Below are 18,689 nucleotides of genomic sequence, written 5' to 3'. Positions count from 1 at the left end.
TCGAGCGCTAGTGACGCTCCTCCATCGCGGCGTTCATGGCAAGCTGGCGCTTGGCCTCGCTGCGCCGCATGAAGTACCAGATCAGGAAGGTCGCCAGCGACACGATCAGAATGATCAGGGTGGCCAGCGCATTGATCTTTGGCGAGACGCCCATGCGTACCGAGGAAAACACCACCATGGGCAGCGTCGTGGCGCCCGGCCCCGAAACGAAGCTGGCGATCACCAGGTCGTCCAGCGACAGGGTGAAGGCCAGCAGCCAGCCAGCGGCCAGGGCCGGCGAAATGATCGGCAGTGTGATCTGAAAGAAGGTCTTGACTGGCGTGGAGCCAAGATCCATCGCCGCCTCCTCGATGGAGAGATCGACTTCACGCAGCCTTGACGCCACCACTACCGCCACGTAGGCACTGCAGAAGGTGGTATGGGCGATCCAGATGGTGACCATGCCCCGGTCGGTGGGCCAGCCAATGAACTGCGCCATGTGCACGAACAGCAGCAGTAGCGACAGGCCGGTGATTACCTCGGGCATTACCAGCGGTGCAGTCACCATGCTGGAGAGTGCGGTCTTGCCACGGAAGCGATGGAAGCGCGTCATGACGAAGGCGGCAAGGGTGCCGAGCACCACCGCCGCGGTGGCCGAGAAGAAGGCGATGCGCAGACTGGTCCAGACCGCCGAGAGGATCTGACGATCGCGAAGCAGCTCAACATACCAGCGCCCCGAGAAGCCCGCCCACACCGTCACCAGGCGTGACGAGTTGAAGGAGTAGAAGACCAGAATCGCCATCGGCAGGTAGAGAAATACCAGGCCGAGGATCAGCACGAGGGTGGTAAAACTGGGCTTGCGCATACTCACTCCTCGAGTTGACGTGACTGATAGCGATGGAACAGCGCGATCGGGATCAGCAACAGCGCCAGCATCACCATGGCCAGTGCCGAGGCTACCGGCCAGTCGCGATTGTTGAAGAACTCCTCCCACAGCACCTTGCCGATCATCACCGTATTGGGCCCGCCGAGCAGCTCGGGAATCACGTACTCCCCCACCGCCGGAATGAAGACCAGCATCGAGCCTGCGATGATGCCGCCCATCGACAGCGGCAGGGTCACCTTGAGGAAGGTGTTGAACCGGCGCGAGCCGAGATCCGAGGCAGCCTCCAGCAGCGAGCCGTCGAGGCGGGTAAGGTTGGCGTAGAGCGGCAGGATCATGAACGGCAGATAGGCATAGACGATGCCGAGGATGACCGCGAAATTGGTATTCATCATGCGCAGTGGTGAGTCGATCAGGCCAAGCCACAGCAGCAGGTTGTTGAGCAGCCCATTGTTGCCAAGAATGCCCATCCAGGCGTAGACGCGGATCAGAAACGAGGTCCATGAAGGCAGCATCACCAGCAGCAGCAGTACCAGTTGCCAGCGCGCCGGCGCGCGCGCCATGGCGTAGGCCATCGGATAGCCGACCAGCAGGCACAGCGCAGTGGCGAGCAGCGCGATCTTGACCGAGCCCCAGTAGGCCGCTACATAGAGCGAGTCGCTGATCAGGAACAGGTAATTGCCGAGGTTCACCGCGATATTGAGCGTATCGGCACTGTAGTCGAAGATCGCCGAGAACGGCGGCATGGCAATGGCCGCCTCCGACAGGCTGATCTTGAGCACGATGGCGAACGGCAGCAGAAAGAATAGCGTCAGCCACAGCAGCGGGATGGCGATGACCCAGCCGCGGCCGAGGCGCAGCGCACGCGGCAGGCGTGCCAGTAACGATGACTTCATGAGTCGGCTCCTCAGTCGCGCAGCACCACGATGCTGCTGTCGTCCCAGAAGACGTACACCTCGTCGTCCCAGCTCGGACGCTCGCCGCGCCGCTCGGTATTGGCCAGACTGACCTTGACCAGGGCGCCGCTCTCGATACGCACGTAATAGGTCGAGAAGCCGCCCAGGTAGGCGATATCCTCGACCTTGCCGGGCGCCCAGTTGTAGTCGCCTTCGGGCCGCTCGCGGCTCAGGCAGGTCTTCTCCGGGCGGATCGCCGCCCATACCCGCCGATTGTGCGCCTCGGTGGTCACGCCGTGGCTGATATAGACGCCCTGGGCCAGCGAAGGGCACTGGATGATGCAGTGATCGGTCTCGTCGGCGACGATATCGCCCTCGAACAGGTTCACGGTACCGACGAACTCGGCCACCTTGCGGCTTGCGGGGCTCTCGTAGACATCCATCGGCGTGCCCACCTGGGCGATCCAGCCATCGCTCATGATCGCCACGCGGTCGGCCATGGTCATCGCCTCCTCCTGGTCGTGGGTGACCATGATGCAGGTCACCCCGACCCGCTCGATGATCTCCACCACCTCGAGCTGCATCTCGGTGCGCAGCTTCTTATCCAGCGCCCCCATCGGTTCGTCGAGCAGCAACAGCTTGGGACGCTTGGCAAGCGAGCGTGCCAGCGCCACACGCTGGCGCTGGCCACCGGAGAGCTGATGCGGCTTGCGCTTGGCAAACGCTTGCATATGCACCAGCTTGAGCATCTCGGCGACACGCGTGGCGATCTCGGCCTTGGGCAGCTTGTCCTGCTTGAGCCCGAAGGCGATGTTCTGCTCCACGCTCATGTGCGGAAACAGCGCATAAGACTGGAACATCATGTTGATCGGTCGATCGTAGGGCGCCAGTGGTGCGATATCCTGGCCATCGAGCAGGATCTGTCCCTCGCTGAGCTTCTCGAACCCCGCCAGCATGCGCAGCAGCGTCGACTTGCCCGAGCCGGAGCCGCCCAACAGGGCGAATATCTCGCCGCGCCGGATCGACAGATTGACATCATCCACTGCAAGCACGCCATCGAAGCGCTTGCTGACACGCTTGATCTCGACCAGCACATCGTGGCCGACACGCGAGGATTTGCCGGGGCTCTTGGCCTGGCCTTCATTCATCAAGACCTCTCCCGACCGGCCCGAACGGGCCGGCCATCTCACCATGGGACTAAGTCGCGACTGGACTTAGCGACGACAGGGCTTCGCTAACAGTAGGCTTTGCCACTAACTAGAGGCTACGCCGTGAAAGGTTTCGCAGCGACAGGCCAGCACGCTCAGCGACCGGACTTCACGCGGTTCCAGGTACGGGTGCGCACACGCTGCACGGACAGTGTCTTCTCCTCCTGGATGAAGAGGTTCTCCATCACCTCGCGATCCGGGTAGATCGCGGTATCCTCGAGAATCTCCGAATCTAGAAATTCATTCGCTGCCAGGTTGGGGTTGGCGTATACCACGTACTCGGTGATCGCCGCGGCCACCTCGGGCTTGAGGATGTAGTTGATGAAGGCGTGGGCATTGTCAGGATTCGGGGCGTCGGCGGGAATCGCCATCATGTCGAACCACAGCGCCGCCCCCTCCTTGGGAATGGTGTAGGCGATGGTGAAGTTGCGCCCGGCCTCCTCGGCACGGTCGGCGGCCTGAAAGATGTCGCCGGAGTAGCCCGCCGCCACGCAGATGTCGCCGTTGGCGAGATCCGAGATGTAACGCGAGGAGTGGAAATAGGTGATGTTGTTGCGCACCGCACTGATCAGCTCGCCTGCCGCCTCTATGTCGGCAGTCTTCTCGGAGAGCGGTGAAAGTCCCAGATAAGCCATTCCGGCGGAGAGCATGTCGTCGCCAGTATCGAGCATCGCGATGCCGCAACCGCCAGCGTTCAAGGCACCGGTCACCTCGGGGTCGAAGATCAGCGCCCAGGAGTCGGTCGGTGCATCGTCGCCGAGGATCTCGGTGACCCGCTCGACATTGTAGCCGATGCCGTTGGTGCCCCACATATAGGGGATCGAGTAGCGGCTGCCGGGATCCACGGCCTCGAGATCGTCCATCAGCTCCGGATCGAGGTTGACCATGTTGGGCAGCTTGTCGTGATCGAGCTCCCGATAGACCCCAGCGCTGATCTGGCGCGTCAGGTAGTGGTTCGACGGGACCACCACGTCATAGCCCGAGCGCCCGGAGAGCAGCGCGGCCTCGAGCACCTCGTTGCTGTCGAAGACATCGTAGATGACGCGGATGCCGGTCTCGCGCGTGAAATTCTCGAGTGTATCCTCGGCAATATAGTCCGACCAGTTGTAGACACGCACCTCGTTGGCTTGCGCCGCGGCGGCGCCAAGACCCAGTGCGACCGCCGCGATGGCTGCCGAAAGCTTGTGTTGACGAAACATGTGGCACCTCTTCTTGGGTTGTTATTGTCAGCCCGACGGCTGGCAAGCGGCTAGCGCAAACGCCTCGTCACCCCAGGCATCAGCGCGGTGAAAAAAGTCGTATCGTGCCACAGGCGTCATACGCTGAGCAGCAGGAATTCACGCTCCCAGGAGCTGATCACGCGCTTGAAGTTCTCGTTCTCCACCCGCTTGACCGCGACATACCCCTGCACGAACTTGCGCCCCATGTACTCCTCGAGCTCCGGGCACTGCTCCATGCGCTCCAGTGCCTGCTCGAGGGTGAAGGGCAAACGCAGATTGCGTCGCTCGAACGCCCGCCCCTGCACCGGTGCGCTGGGTTCGATCTTGCGTATCATGCCGATATAGCCGCACAGCAGGCTGGCGGCGATCGCCAGGTAGACGTTGGCATCGGCACCCGGCAGGCGGTTCTCGATCCGCCGGTTCTGGGCGCTGGAGTCCGGCACACGCAAGCCGCAGGTACGGTTCTCCTCTCCCCACTCGACATTGACCGGCGCCGAGGTATCGGGCAGAAAACGCCGGAAGGAGTTGACGTTGGGCGCCAACAGCGGCAGCGCCTCGGGAATGTACTTCTGCAGGCCACCGACGTGCCACAGGAATAGCTCGCTATGGCTACCGTCGGTGTTGGCGAACACGCTCTTGCCACTGGCGCCATCCAGCACGCTCTGGTGGAGATGCATGGCGCTGCCCGGCTCGTTGGTGACCGGCTTGGCCATGAAGGTCGCCGCCACGTCATGCTTGAGCGCCGCCTCGCGCAGAGTACGCTTGAACAGGAACACCTGGTCGGCAAGCATCAGAGGATCACCATGACGGAAGTTGATCTCCATCTGGGCGGTCCCCTCCTCATGGATCAGGGTATCGATATCCAGCCCCTGCGCCTCGCACCAGTCGTACATGTCCTCGAACAGTGGATCGAATTCGTTGGCAGCATCGATGGAGAAGGACTGTCGGCCAGTCTCCTGGCGCCCGCTACGCCCGATCGGCGGCTGCAACGGCAGGTCCGGATCCTCGCAGCGCTTGGTCAGGTAGAACTCCATCTCGGGCGCGACCAGCGGCTTCCAGCCCTGATCGGCATAGAGCTTGAGAATCCGCTTGAGCTGGTTGCGCGGCGAGAGCTCGATAGGGTTGCCCTGCTTGTCGAAACAGTCGTGAATCACCTGGGCTGTCGGCTCCAGCGCCCACGGCACCGAATAGGCCGCCGTGATGTCCGGCTTGCAGATCATGTCGATATCCGCCGGGTCGAGCAGCGAATAATAGATATCATCCTCGACGTAGTCACCTGTCACGGTCTGCAAAAGTACGCTTTCCGGCAGGCGCATGCCCTTCTCGGCGACGAACTTGGACACCGGCGCGATCTTGCCTCGCGCAATGCCGGTGATATCGCTGACCAGGCACTCCACCTCGGTGATGTGCCTCTCCTTCAGCCAGCTCTCTAGATCCTTCATGGGAACCTCCAGTCGGGGCGCTGCCGATGCAGCCCTCGCGTCGGTAGGCATCCGCCATGGCCAAGCGGGCACATGTCAGAGCCTGTCGCGCAACTTGTAGAATTGAGTCGCCAGCACCAGCAGCGGCATACGCATTCGCCGCCCTCCGGGGAAGTTGCGATGTGGCATGGCGGCGAAGATGTCGAAGCGCTCGGCCTGTCCGGCAATGGTCTGGGCCATCACCTCTCCCGCAAGCCCGGCCAGCGCCATGCCATGCCCCGAGTACCCCTGCGCATAATAGACATTGGACGTGACACGCCCGAAATCAGGCGCACGGTTGACGGTGATGGCCACATCCCCCCCCCAGCGATAGTCGACTCGGACGCCTTCAAGCACCGGGAACAGCTGCGCGATCTTGGCATCCATGCGTGCCTGAAGCCGAGGCGGTTCACGTCCGTCGTAGCTCACCTCGCCGCCATAGATCAGGCGCCGGTCGCCGGAGAGACGGTAGTAGTCGAGCACGAAGTTGGCATCCGACACGGCATCGTTGCGGGGCAGCACCTCCGCCACCTGGGCCTCGCTTAGCGGGCCGGTGGCGATCATATAATTGGCGGCGCGCATGATGCGCCCCTCGAGCTCCGGTACCAGCCCATTCAGGTACGCATTGGCGGCGACCACCAGGTAATCCGCCGTGACACACCCCCGCGGCGTCTCGACCCTCACCGGCTCGCCACGCTGGATGCGCAGCGCAGGTGAGTGCTCGTGAATCGTCACTCCCGCGGCCTGGGCCGCCCGGGCCAGGCCCAATGTATAGTTGAGAGGATGGAGGTGGCCACCTTCGGACTCATAGAGTGCCCCCGGGTAAGCATGGGTGGCGACACGTTCGTGCAGGGCATTGCCCTCGAGCCACTCGAGCGCCATGTAATCGTAGCGGGCCGCCATCCGCTCCTGCAGCGCCTTGAGCTCACGTACATGGCGTGGCTTGACCGCTGCATGCAGATACCCCCAGGAGAGGTCGCAGGGAATTGTATGACGCTCGACGAGCGAGGCGGTCAGGCGTACCGCCTCACGACTCATCTCCCAGATATCGCGCGCTCGCTCGATTCCCAGTGCTCGCTCCACGGTGGCGATGTCCGTGCCAAGCCCAGGCAGGATCTGGCCGCCGCTGCGGCCCGAGGCGCCATGACCCACTTCACCGGCCTCCAGCACCACCACCGAGTAGCCTCGCTCAGCCAAATGCAGCGCAGCCGAACATCCGGTGATGCCTCCCCCGATGACACAGACATCTGCACGCGTCTCGCCCGCAAGCTCATCGCAGGGGGAGAGAGTGACCGCAACGGAGTCACGGTAGTAGGAGTTCACGCTCTCCGGGGAGGAAGCAGCCATGCATATTTCCTTAATCGGCAGTGGCACCACTACCCTGCCATCATCATTGAATGTTCATCCATCAGTCTGCCACTGCAGTACCGATCACTGTCAAGAATTCAATAACGCACGTACCGCCTCTGGTTTATCAGGGGAGTCAGGCATGGCGCTTCAATGCATCCAGGAAGGCTTCCAGCACGCGATGAGGGCGCCGATCGCGCCGCGTGATGGCGACGAAGGGAGTCAAGTATTGCCAAGCCTCCCCCTTGAGCGCTTTCAACCGCCCCGCCGCTACCCAGGACGCGGCAAGATGATCAGGTAGATAGCCGATATAGCTGCCGGTGAGAATGAGAAACGCTGCCCCCTCGCGGTCGGAAGCGGTGGCCGTGCCATTGAGACGGGCGTGCGGCTCGCGCGCCGTTTCCGGCAACGGATAGGCCGGCACCACCGCTTCGTGGGCTTGCAGCGCCTCATCCTCGAGCGACGCACCATCCTGTGCATGGAGTGGGTGCGTACTGGCGCAATAGAGCAGCGATCGTTCGCTGTAGAGGGGAAGAGGCTGCAGGCTGGCCAGCAGATTGACCTCCGGCACGACACCAACATGCAGTCGCGCATCGAGTACACCCTGGGCGATGGCATCGGGCGTATCCATATGGATATTGATGCGCACCTCCGGTCCCTGCACCTTGAGTTCCGCCAGCGAGTGGGTGATATGCATCTGCGGCATACTTACCAGATTGTCAGTAATGCCGATATTGAGTTCACCACGCAGCGTGCGGTGCAGCCCGTTGATCTCGGTACGGAAGGTCTCAAGCGAAGCGAGCATCGTCAGCCCAGCGTCATAGACCTGACGCCCCTCTTCGGTGAGGGCAAAGCCGCTGCGGCCGCGCTGGCAGAGACGCAACCCCAGGCGTTTCTCGAGATCGCTCATATGCAGGCTGATCGCCGAGCGACTGATGCCCAGCTCCACCTCAGCCGCAGTAAAGCCGCCGCATTCGGCGACGGCCTTGAAGACTCGGATCAGGCGGATGTCGAAATCGCTGACCCGGCCAGGCAGGGGGGGATGACGATCAGCCATGGGGAGTCTCCGGCGCAAGCCTCAGCGGTGGCGGCAGGCAGGACACTGCAGATCCCGCGGCACCCGGAAGCGGCGCCACTCGCCGCGCAATCCATCGAAGGTCGAAAGCCCCTGGTGAGGCGTTCCAGCGCCACTGAGCAGCTTGACCGCCTCCAGCGCCTGAAAGGTACCGATAACTCCCACAAGGGGCGCCACCACCCCGTTCTCGGCGCAGCTCAGCTCCTCGTCAGACTCCCCTGCCTCGCCCGGGGGGTAGAGGCAAGCGTAGCAGGGGCTCTCGGCGTCTCGCGGGTCGAACACCGCCAGCTGCCCCGAGAAGCGGATCGCCGCCCCGGAAACGAGCGGCCTGTCGGCCGCCAGGCAGGCGCGATTGATCGCGTAGCGGCTGGAGAAGCGGTCGGTGCAGTCGATCACCAGATCGCTCGCCTCGATGGCTGCCTGCAGCGCCTCGCCGTCGAGATGAGTCTGCAGCGCCACGACGTCACACCCGGGGTTCAGCTCCTGGGCACTAGCAGCTGCGGAGTGCGCCTTGTTGCGGCCCAGGTCGGCCTGGCCATGGGCTATCTGGCGCTGCAGATTGGAGAGCTCCACCTCATCGGCATCAGCGATGGTCAGGCGTCCGACTCCAGCGGCGGCCAGATAGAGCACCACCGGCGAGCCCAGCCCACCGGCGCCGATCACCAGCACATGGCTGGCCAGCAAGCGCTCCTGGCCGGCGATCTCGATCGGCTCGAGCATGATCTGGCGACTATAGCGCAGCAGCGCCTCGTCGTTCATCGGCATGCAGCACCTTGTGAGCAGCTACTTCTCATTGATCTCATCGATAGTAGGGATATGCAGCGAGAATTCCTCCTTGACCTCCTCCATGACCACATAGCTCTTCGACTCCTTGACCCCTGGCAGCGTCAGCACCACGTCACCAAGCAGCTGGCGATAGGCCGCCATCTCAGGAATCCGGCACTTGAGAATGTAGTCGAACTGCCCCGAGACCAGATGGCACTCCTGAATCTGGGGAAGCTTGCTGACCGCACGCCGGAACTCATCGAATACCGCGGGCGACTGGGTCTCCAGGCTGATCTCGACGAATACCAGCAAATTGGCCTTGAGCGCCTTGGGGTCGAGCTGTGCCTTGTAGCCGCGGATGATGCCCGAGCGCTCGAGCCGCTTGACTCGCTCAAGGCAGGGGGTCGTCGAGAGCCCCACCTCGGCGGCCAGGTCAACGTAGGAAATACGGGCATTCTCCTGCAGGCAGCGCAAGATCTTGAGGTCGATACGGTCCAGGGAACGAGTCTTGGCTTTCATTATAGTAATCAGTCCGGGCCAATGGCAGGTGAGTCAAAGACGGTCCAGGATTTTTACCTAAAACAGGTGATTGTTTTGGTCGAAAAATTCAAAACTGGACGCTCTCACAGTAATAGAGCGCAAATAAAAGCACACAGGAAATTAATACCACACTCCACCAGCCCCGCTCCAGCGCTGAAAACGCTCAGGCTTCAACGCAGCACCCAAGCGTCACCCGATCGTGACCGGCAAGATCCTGCAGCGTCTCCACGTGAGTGTAACCGGCAGAGGCGAAGGCTCGTCGCACCGCCGCCCCCTGCTCATGACCATGCTCCAGCAGTAACCAGCCTCCGTCAGTCAGATAATGACGAGCGGCATGCACCAACTCGATCAGGTCGGCCATGCCGCCCTCTCCGGCCACCAGCGCCGAACGTGGCTCGAAACGCACATCGCCCTGGGCGAGATGTGGGTCGTCATCGGCCAGATAGGGCGGGTTTGAGACGATCAGTTCGAAGCGCTGCTCGCCCAGCGCAGCGAACCAGTCGCTTATGAGAAATTCGACATTGCCGATGGCCAGACGCTGGGCATTGTCGCGCGCCAGTGCAACTGCCTCGGCTGACAGATCGACGCCCAGTACGTGCCAGCCGGGCCGCTCGCGACCAAACGCCAGAGCAATGGCGCCGGTACCGGTGCCAAGATCGAGCAGCCCCCCCCGCTCCCTGCCGGCCAGGTGCAACGCATGCGCCACCAGGGTTTCGGTATCCGGCCGCGGAATCAGCGTCGCAGAGGAGGTCTTCAGGCACATTCCCCAGAACTCCCGCTCGCCGGTGAGATAGGCCACCGGCTGGCCGGCGGCCCGGGCGGCCACCAGCGCCTCGAACCTGGCGCGCTCCCAAGGCCCGATGTCACGATCGCCCCAGGTGTAGAGCCAGGCACGATCGACGCCCAGCACATGACAGAGCAGCACTTCGGTGTCCATGCGCGCGCTGGGCGAGCCGCTCTCGGCGAGCCGCTGACTGGCCCGCGCAAGCAGCGTATCGAGCCGCATCACGCCTCCTGAAGGGCAGCCAACTGCTCGGCCTGGTACTCGTGTATCAGCGGCTCGACCACCTCGTCGAGCTCGCCGGCCAGCACTTCGCCAAGCTTGTAGAGCGTCAGGTTGATGCGATGATCGGTCAGCCGCCCCTGAGGAAAGTTGTAGGTACGGATGCGCTCGCTGCGATCGCCGGAGCCCACCAGTGAGCGCCGCGTATCGGCCTGCTGCTGGTGCCGGCTGTCCAGCGCACTCTGCTTGAGGCGCGCCGCCAGCAGCGACATCGCCTTGGCGCGATTCTTGTGCTGGCTGCGCTCCTCCTGGCACTCCACCACCACGCCGCTGGGCAGGTGGGTGATGCGAATCGCCGAATCGGTGGTATTGACGTGCTGACCGCCGGCTCCGCTGGAGCGGAAGGTATCCACTCGCAGGTCGCCTGGGTTGATGTCGATATCCCCCACCTCGTCCGCCTCGGGCATGATCGCCACGGTACAGGCCGAGGTATGGATGCGTCCCTGGGACTCGGTGGCCGGCACCCGCTGCACGCGGTGCGCGCCGGACTCGAACTTGAGCCGCGCATAGACCCCATCGCCCTTGACCCGCGAGATCAGCTCCTTGTAGCCGCCCTGCTCGCCATGGTTGGCACTGACGATCTCGACTTTCCAGCCGCGCTTTTCGGCGTAGCGAGAGTACATGCGAAACAGATCGCCGGCGAACAGGGCCGCTTCGTCGCCCCCCGTCCCGGCGCGCACCTCGAGGAACACGTCGCGACCATCGTCGGGATCGCGCGGCACCAGCAGCCGCTTGAGTTCCTCCTCCAGAACGGCGAGGCGCTCGCGCCCTTCCTCCACCTCCATCTCGGCCAGTTCGCGCATCTCGGCATCGCTGTCGCCGGTGAGCTGCTCGGCGGAAGCGATGTCGCCCTCGGTGGCGAGATAGTCGCGCCAGGCCACCACCAGATCCTCGAGTTCGGAGTATTCACGCGAATAGTCGCGAAACGTTTTCTGGTCGGCGATCACCTCCGGCTCCGAGAGCAGGGCCGAGAGCTCTTCGAAACGCTCATGGAAGGAGTCCAGACGCTGGCGCAACGTATCTTTCATTGAGGATCCTGTGAGAGTGAAACGGACATCAAGGGTCCTGGGAGGGCGCCGAGGCGTCGAACAGCAGCGCTTCGGCAGCGGCGATTATCTCATGACGCTCCGCCCCGGAGGCCTCACGCAGGCGCAGCGTGGGGCCATGCATTAGGCGATTGGCCAGTTGGCTTGCCAATCGAGAAATGACCCGCTGCGGATCCTCGCCGCGGGCTAGCTGAGCCAGCGCCTGAGCCTCGGCCTCGGCACGAATCCCCTCGCCCTGCTCGCGGTAGCGGCGAATCAGATCGCCGGCGCCACGCACCCTCCGTTCATGTTGCCAGCTGCCCAAGCCATGCTCGATCAGCGCTTCGGCCTGGTTGGCGGCCACCTGGCGGTGGCGGCGATTCTCCTCGATGACCTCATGCAGGTCGTCGACGGTGTACAGGAACACGTCGCTGAGTTCGCCCACTTGCGGCTCGATGTCGCGGGGGACGGCAATGTCGACCATGAAGATCGGCCGATGACGCCTTTTTTTCAACGCCCGCTCGACCATCCCCTTGCCGAGGATCGGCAGCGGTGCGGCGGTCGAGGAGATCACGATGTCGGCGCGCTCCAAGGCATGAGGAATATCGGTGAGCACGATCGCCTCGCCATTGAACTGCTCGGCAAGGCGCGCGGCGCGCTCGAGGGTGCGGTTGGCGACGATCAGCTCCTTGACCCCCGCATCATGTAGGTGCCTGGCCACCAGCTCGATGGTCTCCCCGGCACCGATCAGCAGGGCCCGGGCTCGCGAGAAGTCATCGAAGATATGGCTGGCCATGCTGACCGCGGCATAGGCCACCGACACCGGATTCTCGCCGATGCCGGTTTCGGTGCGCACCTGCTTGGCCACGGCAAAGGTGTGCTGGAAGAGCCGTTCGAGTTCGCCCCCGAGCCCCTTGTGCTGCCGCGCAATCTGGTAGGCCTCCTTGAGCTGCCCCAGAATCTGCGGCTCGCCCAGCACCATCGAGTCGAGTCCGGCCGCCACACGCATCAGGTGGCGCGCCGCATCGCCATCCAGGTAGTGGTAGGCACAGCGGGAAAGATCGATACTCTCGAGGCCATGGAATCGCCCCAGCCACTCGAGGATGGCGCGCTCGCCATTCGTGCCGGTGACGCAATAGAGTTCGGTACGATTACACGTCGATAGCACCGCCGCTTCCTGCACGTCGGGCAGCGCGCGCAACTCGGCCAGTGCCGATTCCAGTTGGGTCGGGGTAAATGCCACCTGCTCGCGCACCTCAACGGCGGCGGTCTTGTGGTTGATTCCAAGGGCCAGAAGCGTCATGCAGTCTGCGTCTTCGCTAGGGGACTTAGTAGGAGACACGTGGTCTATGTCCATCGAGAGACAGGATTCTATCACAGCATGACAGACGGGCACGCCCCGACATGGCTTTGCCCGGACCAGCCAAGTCGTTATGCTGGACCTTCGGCACCGTAAACGAGACAACCATGGCCCCACGCTTGATCCACATCGCCCTGACGGTAGCCACCGCGCTTCCGCTCGCTGCCTGCCAGAGCGCCGCGGTGTCACCTATTGCCGAGCAGGCCGACCCGATCGCCTCGGCGCCGCCCATCAGGCGCGGCCTGGATGCTGTCGGCCTCGCCACGCTCCTGACCGCCGAGATCGCCGGCCAGCGCGGCGACTACGCCAGTGCCACGCGTGGCTATCTGGAGACCGGCGAGCGCTACCGCTCGGTGGCCTTGATCGAGCGTGCCGCGCTGGCAGCACGCTTCAGCGGCGACCAGGCGCTGCTCGAAACCACGGCGATGCGCTGGTACGACCTGGCGCCGCAAGCCGAGGCACCGACCCGCCTGCTCTCGAGCCTGGCGTTGCAGCGCGGCGACTGGCTGGCCAGCCTCGACTACCGCCTGGCGCTCGCCGAGCGCGGCGAACATGGCGAACTGGCCAGCTTCTCCGAGCTTGCCATTGAAGAGGGGGGGCCACTGCCCGTTCTGCTCGAGCGACTCACGCAATACCTAGTGGAGACCGACGCCGCTCACCCGCAGCGTCACGATGCGGTTCTCGCCACCGCTCTCATCGAAGCGGCAATCGGGAATGTCACCCAGGCCCAGGCGCGTCTGGCGCGCCTGGGCGAAAGCCATGCCGAACTGCCGGAACTGTGGCTTGCCCAAGCGCGCATCGCGCTGGACGCCGACGACCCCACCAGCGCCCGCCAGGCGGCAAGGCGCGGACGTGAAGTGGCCCCGGAGGATGGACGCTTCATTCTGATGCTGGCTCAGAGCGAGCTGCTGCTGGGCAATATAAGCGCCGCGGAAAACCAGACCGACGCTCTGATCGAGCGACATGTCGGCGGCCACGAGCTTCGCCTGATCCTGGCACAACTCTATCTGGAAGAGGGCCATACCGCCCCCGCCCGTCGGCTACTGCTCCCCCTGGTCAGCGAAGTCGATACCCCGGCAATGGCCTATACGCTGCTCGGCGCAATCGCCGAGCAGGAAGGCCAGGTCGACAATGCCTTGCTCTATTACCGCCAGGTGCCAGCCGGCGACCAGTTCCTCCAGGCTCGGCTGCTGGCGGCGCGCATGCTGATCAATGACGATCGGCTCGAGGATGCTCGCAGCTTCCTGCATACCGAGCGCCTTCGCCATGACGAGCAGGCAGCTAGCCTTGCCGCCCTGGAGGCCGAACTGCTCGACCAGCAGGGGCTCGGAGATGAGGCGGATGAGTTGCTCGAACGTGAGCTACGCCGCTCGCCAGGTGCCGAGGAGCTGCTCTATCTTCGCGCCATGCGCGCTTTCTCCATGGGCGACCTGGCAGCCATGGAGGAGGATCTGCAGCGCCTGATCGAGCGGCAGCCCGACCATGCCATGGCCCTCAATGCCCTGGGTTATACCCTGGTCGACATGACCGATCGCCACCAGGAGGGCATGGAGCTGATTGAGCGCGCCTATCGACTGGAGCCCGCCAATCCGGCCATTCTCGACAGCATGGGCTGGGGATACTACAAGCTCGGCAACAACCAGCGTGCGCTCGAATATCTGGAGCGCGCCTATGCCATGATGCCCGACCAGGAGGTCGCAGCCCACCTCGCCGAAGTTCTCTGGGAACTCGGCCACGAAGCGCAGGCACGTGCGCTGATCGAGCAGGCCCTCGAGCGTTACGACGAACGCCCGGTAATCGATGACCTTCTATACCGCACGCCAGAACTGGCGCCCGAACCCACCCTTCAATTCCCGTGATCCCATGCGACGACTCTTACTCTGCCTGTTTACTCTGTTACTGCTGGCCGGTTGTGCCACTCCCTCGCCGGGCCCGGACACCACGGGCCGAGGCCAATGGAATGCCCAGGCCGATCGCATCGAAGCCCTCGATGAGTGGCGCCTGGCCGGCAAGGTCGGATTGCGCACGCCGCAGGAGTCCACCAGTGCCAATCTCGACTGGAACCAACGCCCCTATCATTTCCGGATGTTGATCAGCGGCCCCTTCGGGGCCGGACGCAGCGTGCTCGAGGGGCGCGAGGGGCGCGTCAGCATGACCAGCAACCAGGGGCGCTTCGAAGCCGAAAACGCCGAGGCGCTGATGGAAGCCCAGCTCGGTTGGTCGCTGCCGGTCTCCTCTCTCGATTACTGGATACGCGGCCTCCCGGCCCCTGGTCGCGAGCACGAAGTCGCCCGCGACAACGGAGGCTTTCCGGTCTCCCTGCATCAGGATGGCTGGGAGATCAACTACCTCGACTGGACCCAGACATCCAACCTATGGTTACCGCGGCGTCTGGTCATGACCTACGATGAGATTCGCGCCACGCTGGTGGTCAATGAGTGGCAGACGGAGGCCGTCGATGAGTGAACGGGGGCTTCACCGCGATTGCCCCGATCACGCCTGGCTCAGCCTGCCCTCCCCGGCCAAGCTCAACCGAATGCTGCATATCACTGGCCGGCGTACCGACGGTTATCATGAACTGCAGACGCTGTTCCAGTTTCTCGATATCGGCGACACCCTGCATCTCCGCCTGCGTGACGATGGCCAGTTGAGCCTGGCCAGTGATATTGCGGGAGTCGCCATGGAGGACAATCTGGCGCTGCGTGCCGCACGGTTGCTTCAGCACGAAACCGGCGCGACGCTTGGTGCTGACATCCGTCTCGACAAGCGGCTCCCCATGGGCGGCGGCCTGGGTGGCGGCAGCTCCAATGCCGCCACTGTCCTACTCGCTCTCAACCGGCTCTGGCAGCTCGGCCTGGATGAGCAACAGCTGGCCGAGCTTGGGCTGCGCCTCGGCGCCGATGTGCCGGTCTTCGTTCGCGGTCGTGCCGCTTGGGCCGAGGGCGTCGGCGAGCGCCTCACGCCGGTCACTCTCGACACCCCCTGGTTCGTGGTCCTCCATCCCGGCATGAAGGTCGCCACCGCCGCGGTGTTCCAGGCCCCGCAATTGACACGCGACACCCCCCCCATTAGTATGGCGCGCGCACTGCAGGGGGACGCGCCGGCCTGGCGCAACGATTGCGAAGCGACGGTATGCGTGCTCTATCCACGAGTCGCCCATGCCCTCGATCGGCTATCGCGCCTTGCGCCGACCATGCTGACCGGCACCGGCGCCTGCCTGTTCGCACAGGTGGATAGCGAGGCGCAGGCCGACGAGATCTTGAGCCAACTTGCCCAGGAGTGGCAGGCGTTCAAGGCTCGCGGCTGCAACATCTCCCCCCTCCATGTGGCTCTGGGATGCGGCGGCTAGCCACGGGCGACCGCCATCAGGCTGTACCAGGCTGCCGATATCCCGCTCAGATATTCCCAGACTCCAAAGGTGGCTGCGCGTGTCAAAATTGATGGTTTTCGCCGGGAATGCCAATCCCGAACTCGCTCGCAAGATTGCCGAAGGGCTGGACAACCGCCTCGGCCATGCCACTGTCGGCCAGTTCAGCGATGGCGAGATCGCAGTCGAGATCAATGAGAACGTGCGCGGCAAGGATGTCTTCATCCTGCAATCGACCTGCGCACCGACCAATGACAACCTGATGGAGCTGATCCTCATGGTCGATGCGCTGCGCCGGGCTTCCGCTGCACGCATCACGGCCGTGGTGCCCTACTTCGGCTACGCTCGCCAGGATCGCCGCGTGCGTTCGGCCCGCGTGCCGATCTCGGCCAAGGTGGTCGCCGACATGATGGTCAAGGCCGGTGTCGACCGCGTCATGACCATGGATCTGCATGCCGACCAGATCCAGGGCTTCTTCGACGTGCCGGTGGATAACGTCTACGGATCGCCGATCCTGCTCGACGATATCGAGCGCCAGAATTACGAAGATCTGGTGGTGGTCTCCCCCGATGTGGGCGGCGTGGTACGCGCCCGGGCCATCGCCAAGCAGCTCAATGCCGATCTTGCGATCATCGACAAGCGTCGCCCCCAGGCCAATCAGGCCCAGGTGATGCACATCATCGGCGAGATCGAAGGCCGCACCTGTGTGGTGGTGGATGACATGATCGACACCGCTGGCACCCTGTGCAAGGCCGGCGAGGCACTCAAGGATCACGGCGCTCGCCGCGTGGTGGCCTACGCAACCCACCCGATCCTGTCCGGCCCCGCCGTCGACAACATCATGGGCTCGGTGCTCGACGAGGTCGTCGTCGCCGATACCATTCCGCTGTCCGAGACCGCACGCCGCTGTGGCAAGATCCGCCAGCTGTCGGTGGCCGGCCTGATCGCCGAGGCGATCCGTCGGGTCAGCAATGAAGAATCCGTCAGCGCGATGTTCCACTAAGTCCCTACCGGGTATAGTGCACAGCGCGCGGATACGCGCCCCGGCCATGTCCGGGGCTTCGGGGCGGACATCGCTTGGTCGCGGGCGGTGTCATCTCCTTGATTAACCATGAGGTTACACACCTATGTCAGATTTCACTCTCAATGCCAGCGTTCGTAACGACCTGGGGAAAGGTGCGAGCCGCCGCCTGCGTCGTGCGGACCTTCAGATCCCCGCCATCATTTATGGTGGTAACGCCGAACCGCAGTCGATCTCCATCGACAAGGCCCCGTTCTACAAGGCCATCGAAGACGAAGCCTTCTTCTCCTCGCTGATCACGCTGGACGTGGGCGGCAAGAAGGAGCAAGTGGTCGTTCGCGATCTGCAGCGCCACCCGTTCAAGCCGCTGGTGACACATGCCGACTTCATGCGCGTCGATGCGAGCCATGAGATGAAGCTTAGCGTTCCGCTGCACGTCGTGGGTGAAGACAAGTGCATCGGCATCAAGGATCAGGATGGCGAGCTGCACGTGCTCTCCACCGAGATCGAGCTCAGCTGCCTGCCGAAGGATCTTCCGGAGTATCTGGAAGTCGATATCAGCGCCCTCGAAGTGGGCATCACCCTGCACCTCTCCGACCTGAGCCTGCCGGCCGGCGTGACCCTGGTCGCGCTGACCCACGGTGCCGATCACGACAATGCCGTGCTGAGCATCACCAAGGCCAAAGTGCGTACTGACGACACTGACGCGGGTGACGGCGAAGCGGCGGAAAGCGGCGATAGCGAGTAATCGCAAGCGCCAAGGGCATTCCATCATGGATGGAATGCCCTCATGCTAATGATCAAGCGCCTCGGCGCTTGATTTTTTTTGCCTGCGATAGGCTTGTCACACCGGCATAGGAGCCTGGCATGAGTGAGATAAAAGCGATCATCGGCCTTGGCAACCCCGGGCCCGATTACGAGCAGACCCGCCACAACGCTGGCGCCTGGCTGGTCGAGGCGCTGGCAAGGCAAGGCAACGCGCCGCTACGTGCCGAGCGCAAGTTCCTGGGCCACTATGCCAAGGTCTCGCTGGCCGGGCAGGAGGTCCACCTGCTCAATCCCCAGACCTTCATGAACCGCAGCGGTGGCGCCGTTGCCGCTCTTTGCCAGTTCTACAAGATCGCCCCCGACGAGCTGCTCGTCGCCCATGACGAGCTGGATATCGCTCCGGGCACCGCGCGCTACAAGCAGGGCGGCGGCCATGGCGGTCACAATGGGTTGCGCGACATCATCAGTGCGCTTGGCAACGACAAGTCGTTCCACCGCCTGCGCATCGGCATCGGTCACCCCGGCGATTCTCGGCGGGTGGTCAACTACGTGCTGGGACGTCCCGGCAAGGCCGAGCTCGCTGCCATCGATGCCTCCCTCGACGAGATCCAGGCCACCCTGCCCGATGCCATCCGCGGCGATTGGGCTCGAGCGATGAATCGGCTGCACAGCTTCAAGAGTGAAGCCTGACCCCAACTCGTCGCCCCTGCCG

General features: G+C 63.6%; 18 protein-coding genes. 6 read left to right on the top strand and 12 right to left on the bottom strand.

Features of this window, described 5'->3' with window-relative positions:
• Nucleotides 1–7: 7 nt before the first annotated feature.
• From HJD22_RS15810 to hemA, 12 genes are all read right to left on the bottom strand, one after another.
• Nucleotides 8–844, bottom strand: a complete 837-nt coding sequence (locus HJD22_RS15810; RefSeq protein WP_208656205.1) for an ABC transporter permease subunit — start codon at nucleotides 842–844, stop codon at nucleotides 8–10.
• Nucleotides 845–846: 2 nt separating this feature from the next.
• Nucleotides 847–1,758 carry an ABC transporter permease subunit gene (locus HJD22_RS15805; protein ID WP_208656206.1) on the bottom strand — a complete coding sequence of 304 codons (912 nt, stop codon included), beginning with the start codon at nucleotides 1,756–1,758 and terminating at the stop codon, nucleotides 847–849.
• 11 nt (nucleotides 1,759–1,769) lie between these two features.
• On the bottom strand, nucleotides 1,770–2,906 hold the full coding sequence (gene potA, locus HJD22_RS15800; RefSeq protein ID WP_208656207.1) for a polyamine ABC transporter ATP-binding protein: 1,137 nt from the start codon (nucleotides 2,904–2,906) through the stop codon (nucleotides 1,770–1,772).
• Between the two features lie 155 nt (nucleotides 2,907–3,061).
• Nucleotides 3,062–4,165, bottom strand: a complete 1,104-nt coding sequence (locus HJD22_RS15795) for a polyamine ABC transporter substrate-binding protein (protein WP_208656208.1) — start codon at nucleotides 4,163–4,165, stop codon at nucleotides 3,062–3,064.
• A gap of 116 nt (nucleotides 4,166–4,281) precedes the next feature.
• Nucleotides 4,282–5,628 carry a glutamine synthetase family protein gene (locus tag HJD22_RS15790; protein ID WP_208656209.1) on the bottom strand — a complete coding sequence of 449 codons (1,347 nt, stop codon included), beginning with the start codon at nucleotides 5,626–5,628 and terminating at the stop codon, nucleotides 4,282–4,284.
• Nucleotides 5,629–5,703: 75 nt separating this feature from the next.
• A complete protein-coding gene (locus tag HJD22_RS15785) occupies nucleotides 5,704–6,993 on the bottom strand; it encodes an FAD-binding oxidoreductase (RefSeq protein WP_208656210.1) in 1,290 nt (429 codons plus the stop codon).
• A gap of 136 nt (nucleotides 6,994–7,129) precedes the next feature.
• Nucleotides 7,130–8,050, bottom strand: a complete 921-nt coding sequence (locus HJD22_RS15780; protein ID WP_208656211.1) for a LysR family transcriptional regulator — start codon at nucleotides 8,048–8,050, stop codon at nucleotides 7,130–7,132.
• A gap of 21 nt (nucleotides 8,051–8,071) precedes the next feature.
• The gene (locus tag HJD22_RS15775; RefSeq protein WP_208656941.1) at nucleotides 8,072–8,827 is read right to left on the bottom strand and encodes a HesA/MoeB/ThiF family protein; all 756 of its coding nucleotides are present in this window, start codon (nucleotides 8,825–8,827) and stop codon (nucleotides 8,072–8,074) included.
• A gap of 24 nt (nucleotides 8,828–8,851) precedes the next feature.
• Nucleotides 8,852–9,352, bottom strand: coding sequence for an Lrp/AsnC ligand binding domain-containing protein (locus HJD22_RS15770; protein WP_208656212.1), 501 nt, complete (start codon nucleotides 9,350–9,352; stop codon nucleotides 8,852–8,854).
• Nucleotides 9,353–9,536: 184 nt separating this feature from the next.
• Nucleotides 9,537–10,379, bottom strand: a complete 843-nt coding sequence (gene prmC, locus HJD22_RS15765; protein ID WP_208656213.1) for a peptide chain release factor N(5)-glutamine methyltransferase — start codon at nucleotides 10,377–10,379, stop codon at nucleotides 9,537–9,539.
• Nucleotides 10,379–11,464 carry a peptide chain release factor 1 gene (gene prfA, locus HJD22_RS15760; RefSeq protein ID WP_208656214.1) on the bottom strand — a complete coding sequence of 362 codons (1,086 nt, stop codon included), beginning with the start codon at nucleotides 11,462–11,464 and terminating at the stop codon, nucleotides 10,379–10,381. Before prfA ends, prmC begins: the two co-directional genes overlap by 1 nt.
• Before the next feature lie 28 nt (nucleotides 11,465–11,492).
• Entirely contained in the window at nucleotides 11,493–12,764 is a 1,272-nt protein-coding gene (hemA, locus tag HJD22_RS15755; RefSeq protein WP_208656215.1) for a glutamyl-tRNA reductase, read from the bottom strand.
• Nucleotides 12,765–12,928: 164 nt separating this feature from the next.
• Between hemA and HJD22_RS15750 the strand changes: the two genes are divergently transcribed.
• From HJD22_RS15750 to pth, 6 genes are all read left to right on the top strand, one after another.
• Entirely contained in the window at nucleotides 12,929–14,680 is a 1,752-nt protein-coding gene (locus HJD22_RS15750) for a tetratricopeptide repeat protein (RefSeq protein WP_208656216.1), read from the top strand.
• A 4-nt stretch (nucleotides 14,681–14,684) separates the two neighbouring features.
• Nucleotides 14,685–15,287: a lipoprotein insertase outer membrane protein LolB gene (gene lolB / locus HJD22_RS15745; RefSeq protein WP_208656217.1), complete on the top strand. Its 603-nt coding sequence runs from the start codon at nucleotides 14,685–14,687 to the stop codon at nucleotides 15,285–15,287.
• Nucleotides 15,280–16,170: a 4-(cytidine 5'-diphospho)-2-C-methyl-D-erythritol kinase gene (gene ispE, locus HJD22_RS15740; RefSeq protein WP_208656218.1), complete on the top strand. Its 891-nt coding sequence runs from the start codon at nucleotides 15,280–15,282 to the stop codon at nucleotides 16,168–16,170. Before lolB ends, ispE begins: the two co-directional genes overlap by 8 nt.
• Nucleotides 16,171–16,249: 79 nt before the next feature.
• On the top strand, nucleotides 16,250–17,191 hold the full coding sequence (locus HJD22_RS15735) for a ribose-phosphate pyrophosphokinase (RefSeq protein WP_208656219.1): 942 nt from the start codon (nucleotides 16,250–16,252) through the stop codon (nucleotides 17,189–17,191).
• A gap of 124 nt (nucleotides 17,192–17,315) precedes the next feature.
• Nucleotides 17,316–17,957, top strand: a complete 642-nt coding sequence (locus tag HJD22_RS15730; protein WP_208656220.1) for a 50S ribosomal protein L25/general stress protein Ctc — start codon at nucleotides 17,316–17,318, stop codon at nucleotides 17,955–17,957.
• Between the two features lie 119 nt (nucleotides 17,958–18,076).
• Entirely contained in the window at nucleotides 18,077–18,667 is a 591-nt protein-coding gene (gene pth / locus HJD22_RS15725) for an aminoacyl-tRNA hydrolase (protein WP_208656221.1), read from the top strand.
• The last annotated feature ends 22 nt before the right edge of the window (nucleotides 18,668–18,689 follow it).

Origin of the sequence: Halomonas sp. TA22 (genome assembly GCF_013009075.1) — a bacterium.
Classification (GTDB): domain Bacteria; phylum Pseudomonadota; class Gammaproteobacteria; order Pseudomonadales; family Halomonadaceae; genus TA22.
The sequence above is the reverse complement of the archived record's forward strand: the minus strand, read 5'-3'. Positions and strand labels throughout refer to the sequence as shown.

What these genes read in the sequence shown, in the direction of transcription:
- HJD22_RS15790 (WP_208656209.1), bottom strand. Translation starts at nt 5,628, where the DNA reads ATGAAGGATCTAGAGAGCTGGCTGAAGGAGAGGCACATCACCGAGGTG.
- hemA (WP_208656215.1), bottom strand. Translation starts at nt 12,764, where the DNA reads ATGACGCTTCTGGCCCTTGGAATCAACCACAAGACCGCCGCCGTTGAG.
- HJD22_RS15785 (WP_208656210.1), bottom strand. Translation starts at nt 6,993, where the DNA reads ATGGCTGCTTCCTCCCCGGAGAGCGTGAACTCCTACTACCGTGACTCC.
- prfA (WP_208656214.1), bottom strand. Translation starts at nt 11,464, where the DNA reads ATGAAAGATACGTTGCGCCAGCGTCTGGACTCCTTCCATGAGCGTTTC.
- HJD22_RS15775 (WP_208656941.1), bottom strand. Translation starts at nt 8,827, where the DNA reads ATGAACGACGAGGCGCTGCTGCGCTATAGTCGCCAGATCATGCTCGAG.
- potA (WP_208656207.1), bottom strand. Translation starts at nt 2,906, where the DNA reads ATGAATGAAGGCCAGGCCAAGAGCCCCGGCAAATCCTCGCGTGTCGGC.
- prmC (WP_208656213.1), bottom strand. Translation starts at nt 10,379, where the DNA reads ATGCGGCTCGATACGCTGCTTGCGCGGGCCAGTCAGCGGCTCGCCGAG.
- lolB (WP_208656217.1), top strand. Translation starts at nt 14,685, where the DNA reads ATGCGACGACTCTTACTCTGCCTGTTTACTCTGTTACTGCTGGCCGGT.
- ispE (WP_208656218.1), top strand. Translation starts at nt 15,280, where the DNA reads ATGAGTGAACGGGGGCTTCACCGCGATTGCCCCGATCACGCCTGGCTC.
- HJD22_RS15805 (WP_208656206.1), bottom strand. Translation starts at nt 1,758, where the DNA reads ATGAAGTCATCGTTACTGGCACGCCTGCCGCGTGCGCTGCGCCTCGGC.
- pth (WP_208656221.1), top strand. Translation starts at nt 18,077, where the DNA reads ATGAGTGAGATAAAAGCGATCATCGGCCTTGGCAACCCCGGGCCCGAT.
- HJD22_RS15730 (WP_208656220.1), top strand. Translation starts at nt 17,316, where the DNA reads ATGTCAGATTTCACTCTCAATGCCAGCGTTCGTAACGACCTGGGGAAA.
- HJD22_RS15795 (WP_208656208.1), bottom strand. Translation starts at nt 4,165, where the DNA reads ATGTTTCGTCAACACAAGCTTTCGGCAGCCATCGCGGCGGTCGCACTG.
- HJD22_RS15780 (WP_208656211.1), bottom strand. Translation starts at nt 8,050, where the DNA reads ATGGCTGATCGTCATCCCCCCCTGCCTGGCCGGGTCAGCGATTTCGAC.
- HJD22_RS15810 (WP_208656205.1), bottom strand. Translation starts at nt 844, where the DNA reads ATGCGCAAGCCCAGTTTTACCACCCTCGTGCTGATCCTCGGCCTGGTA.
- HJD22_RS15750 (WP_208656216.1), top strand. Translation starts at nt 12,929, where the DNA reads ATGGCCCCACGCTTGATCCACATCGCCCTGACGGTAGCCACCGCGCTT.
- HJD22_RS15770 (WP_208656212.1), bottom strand. Translation starts at nt 9,352, where the DNA reads ATGAAAGCCAAGACTCGTTCCCTGGACCGTATCGACCTCAAGATCTTG.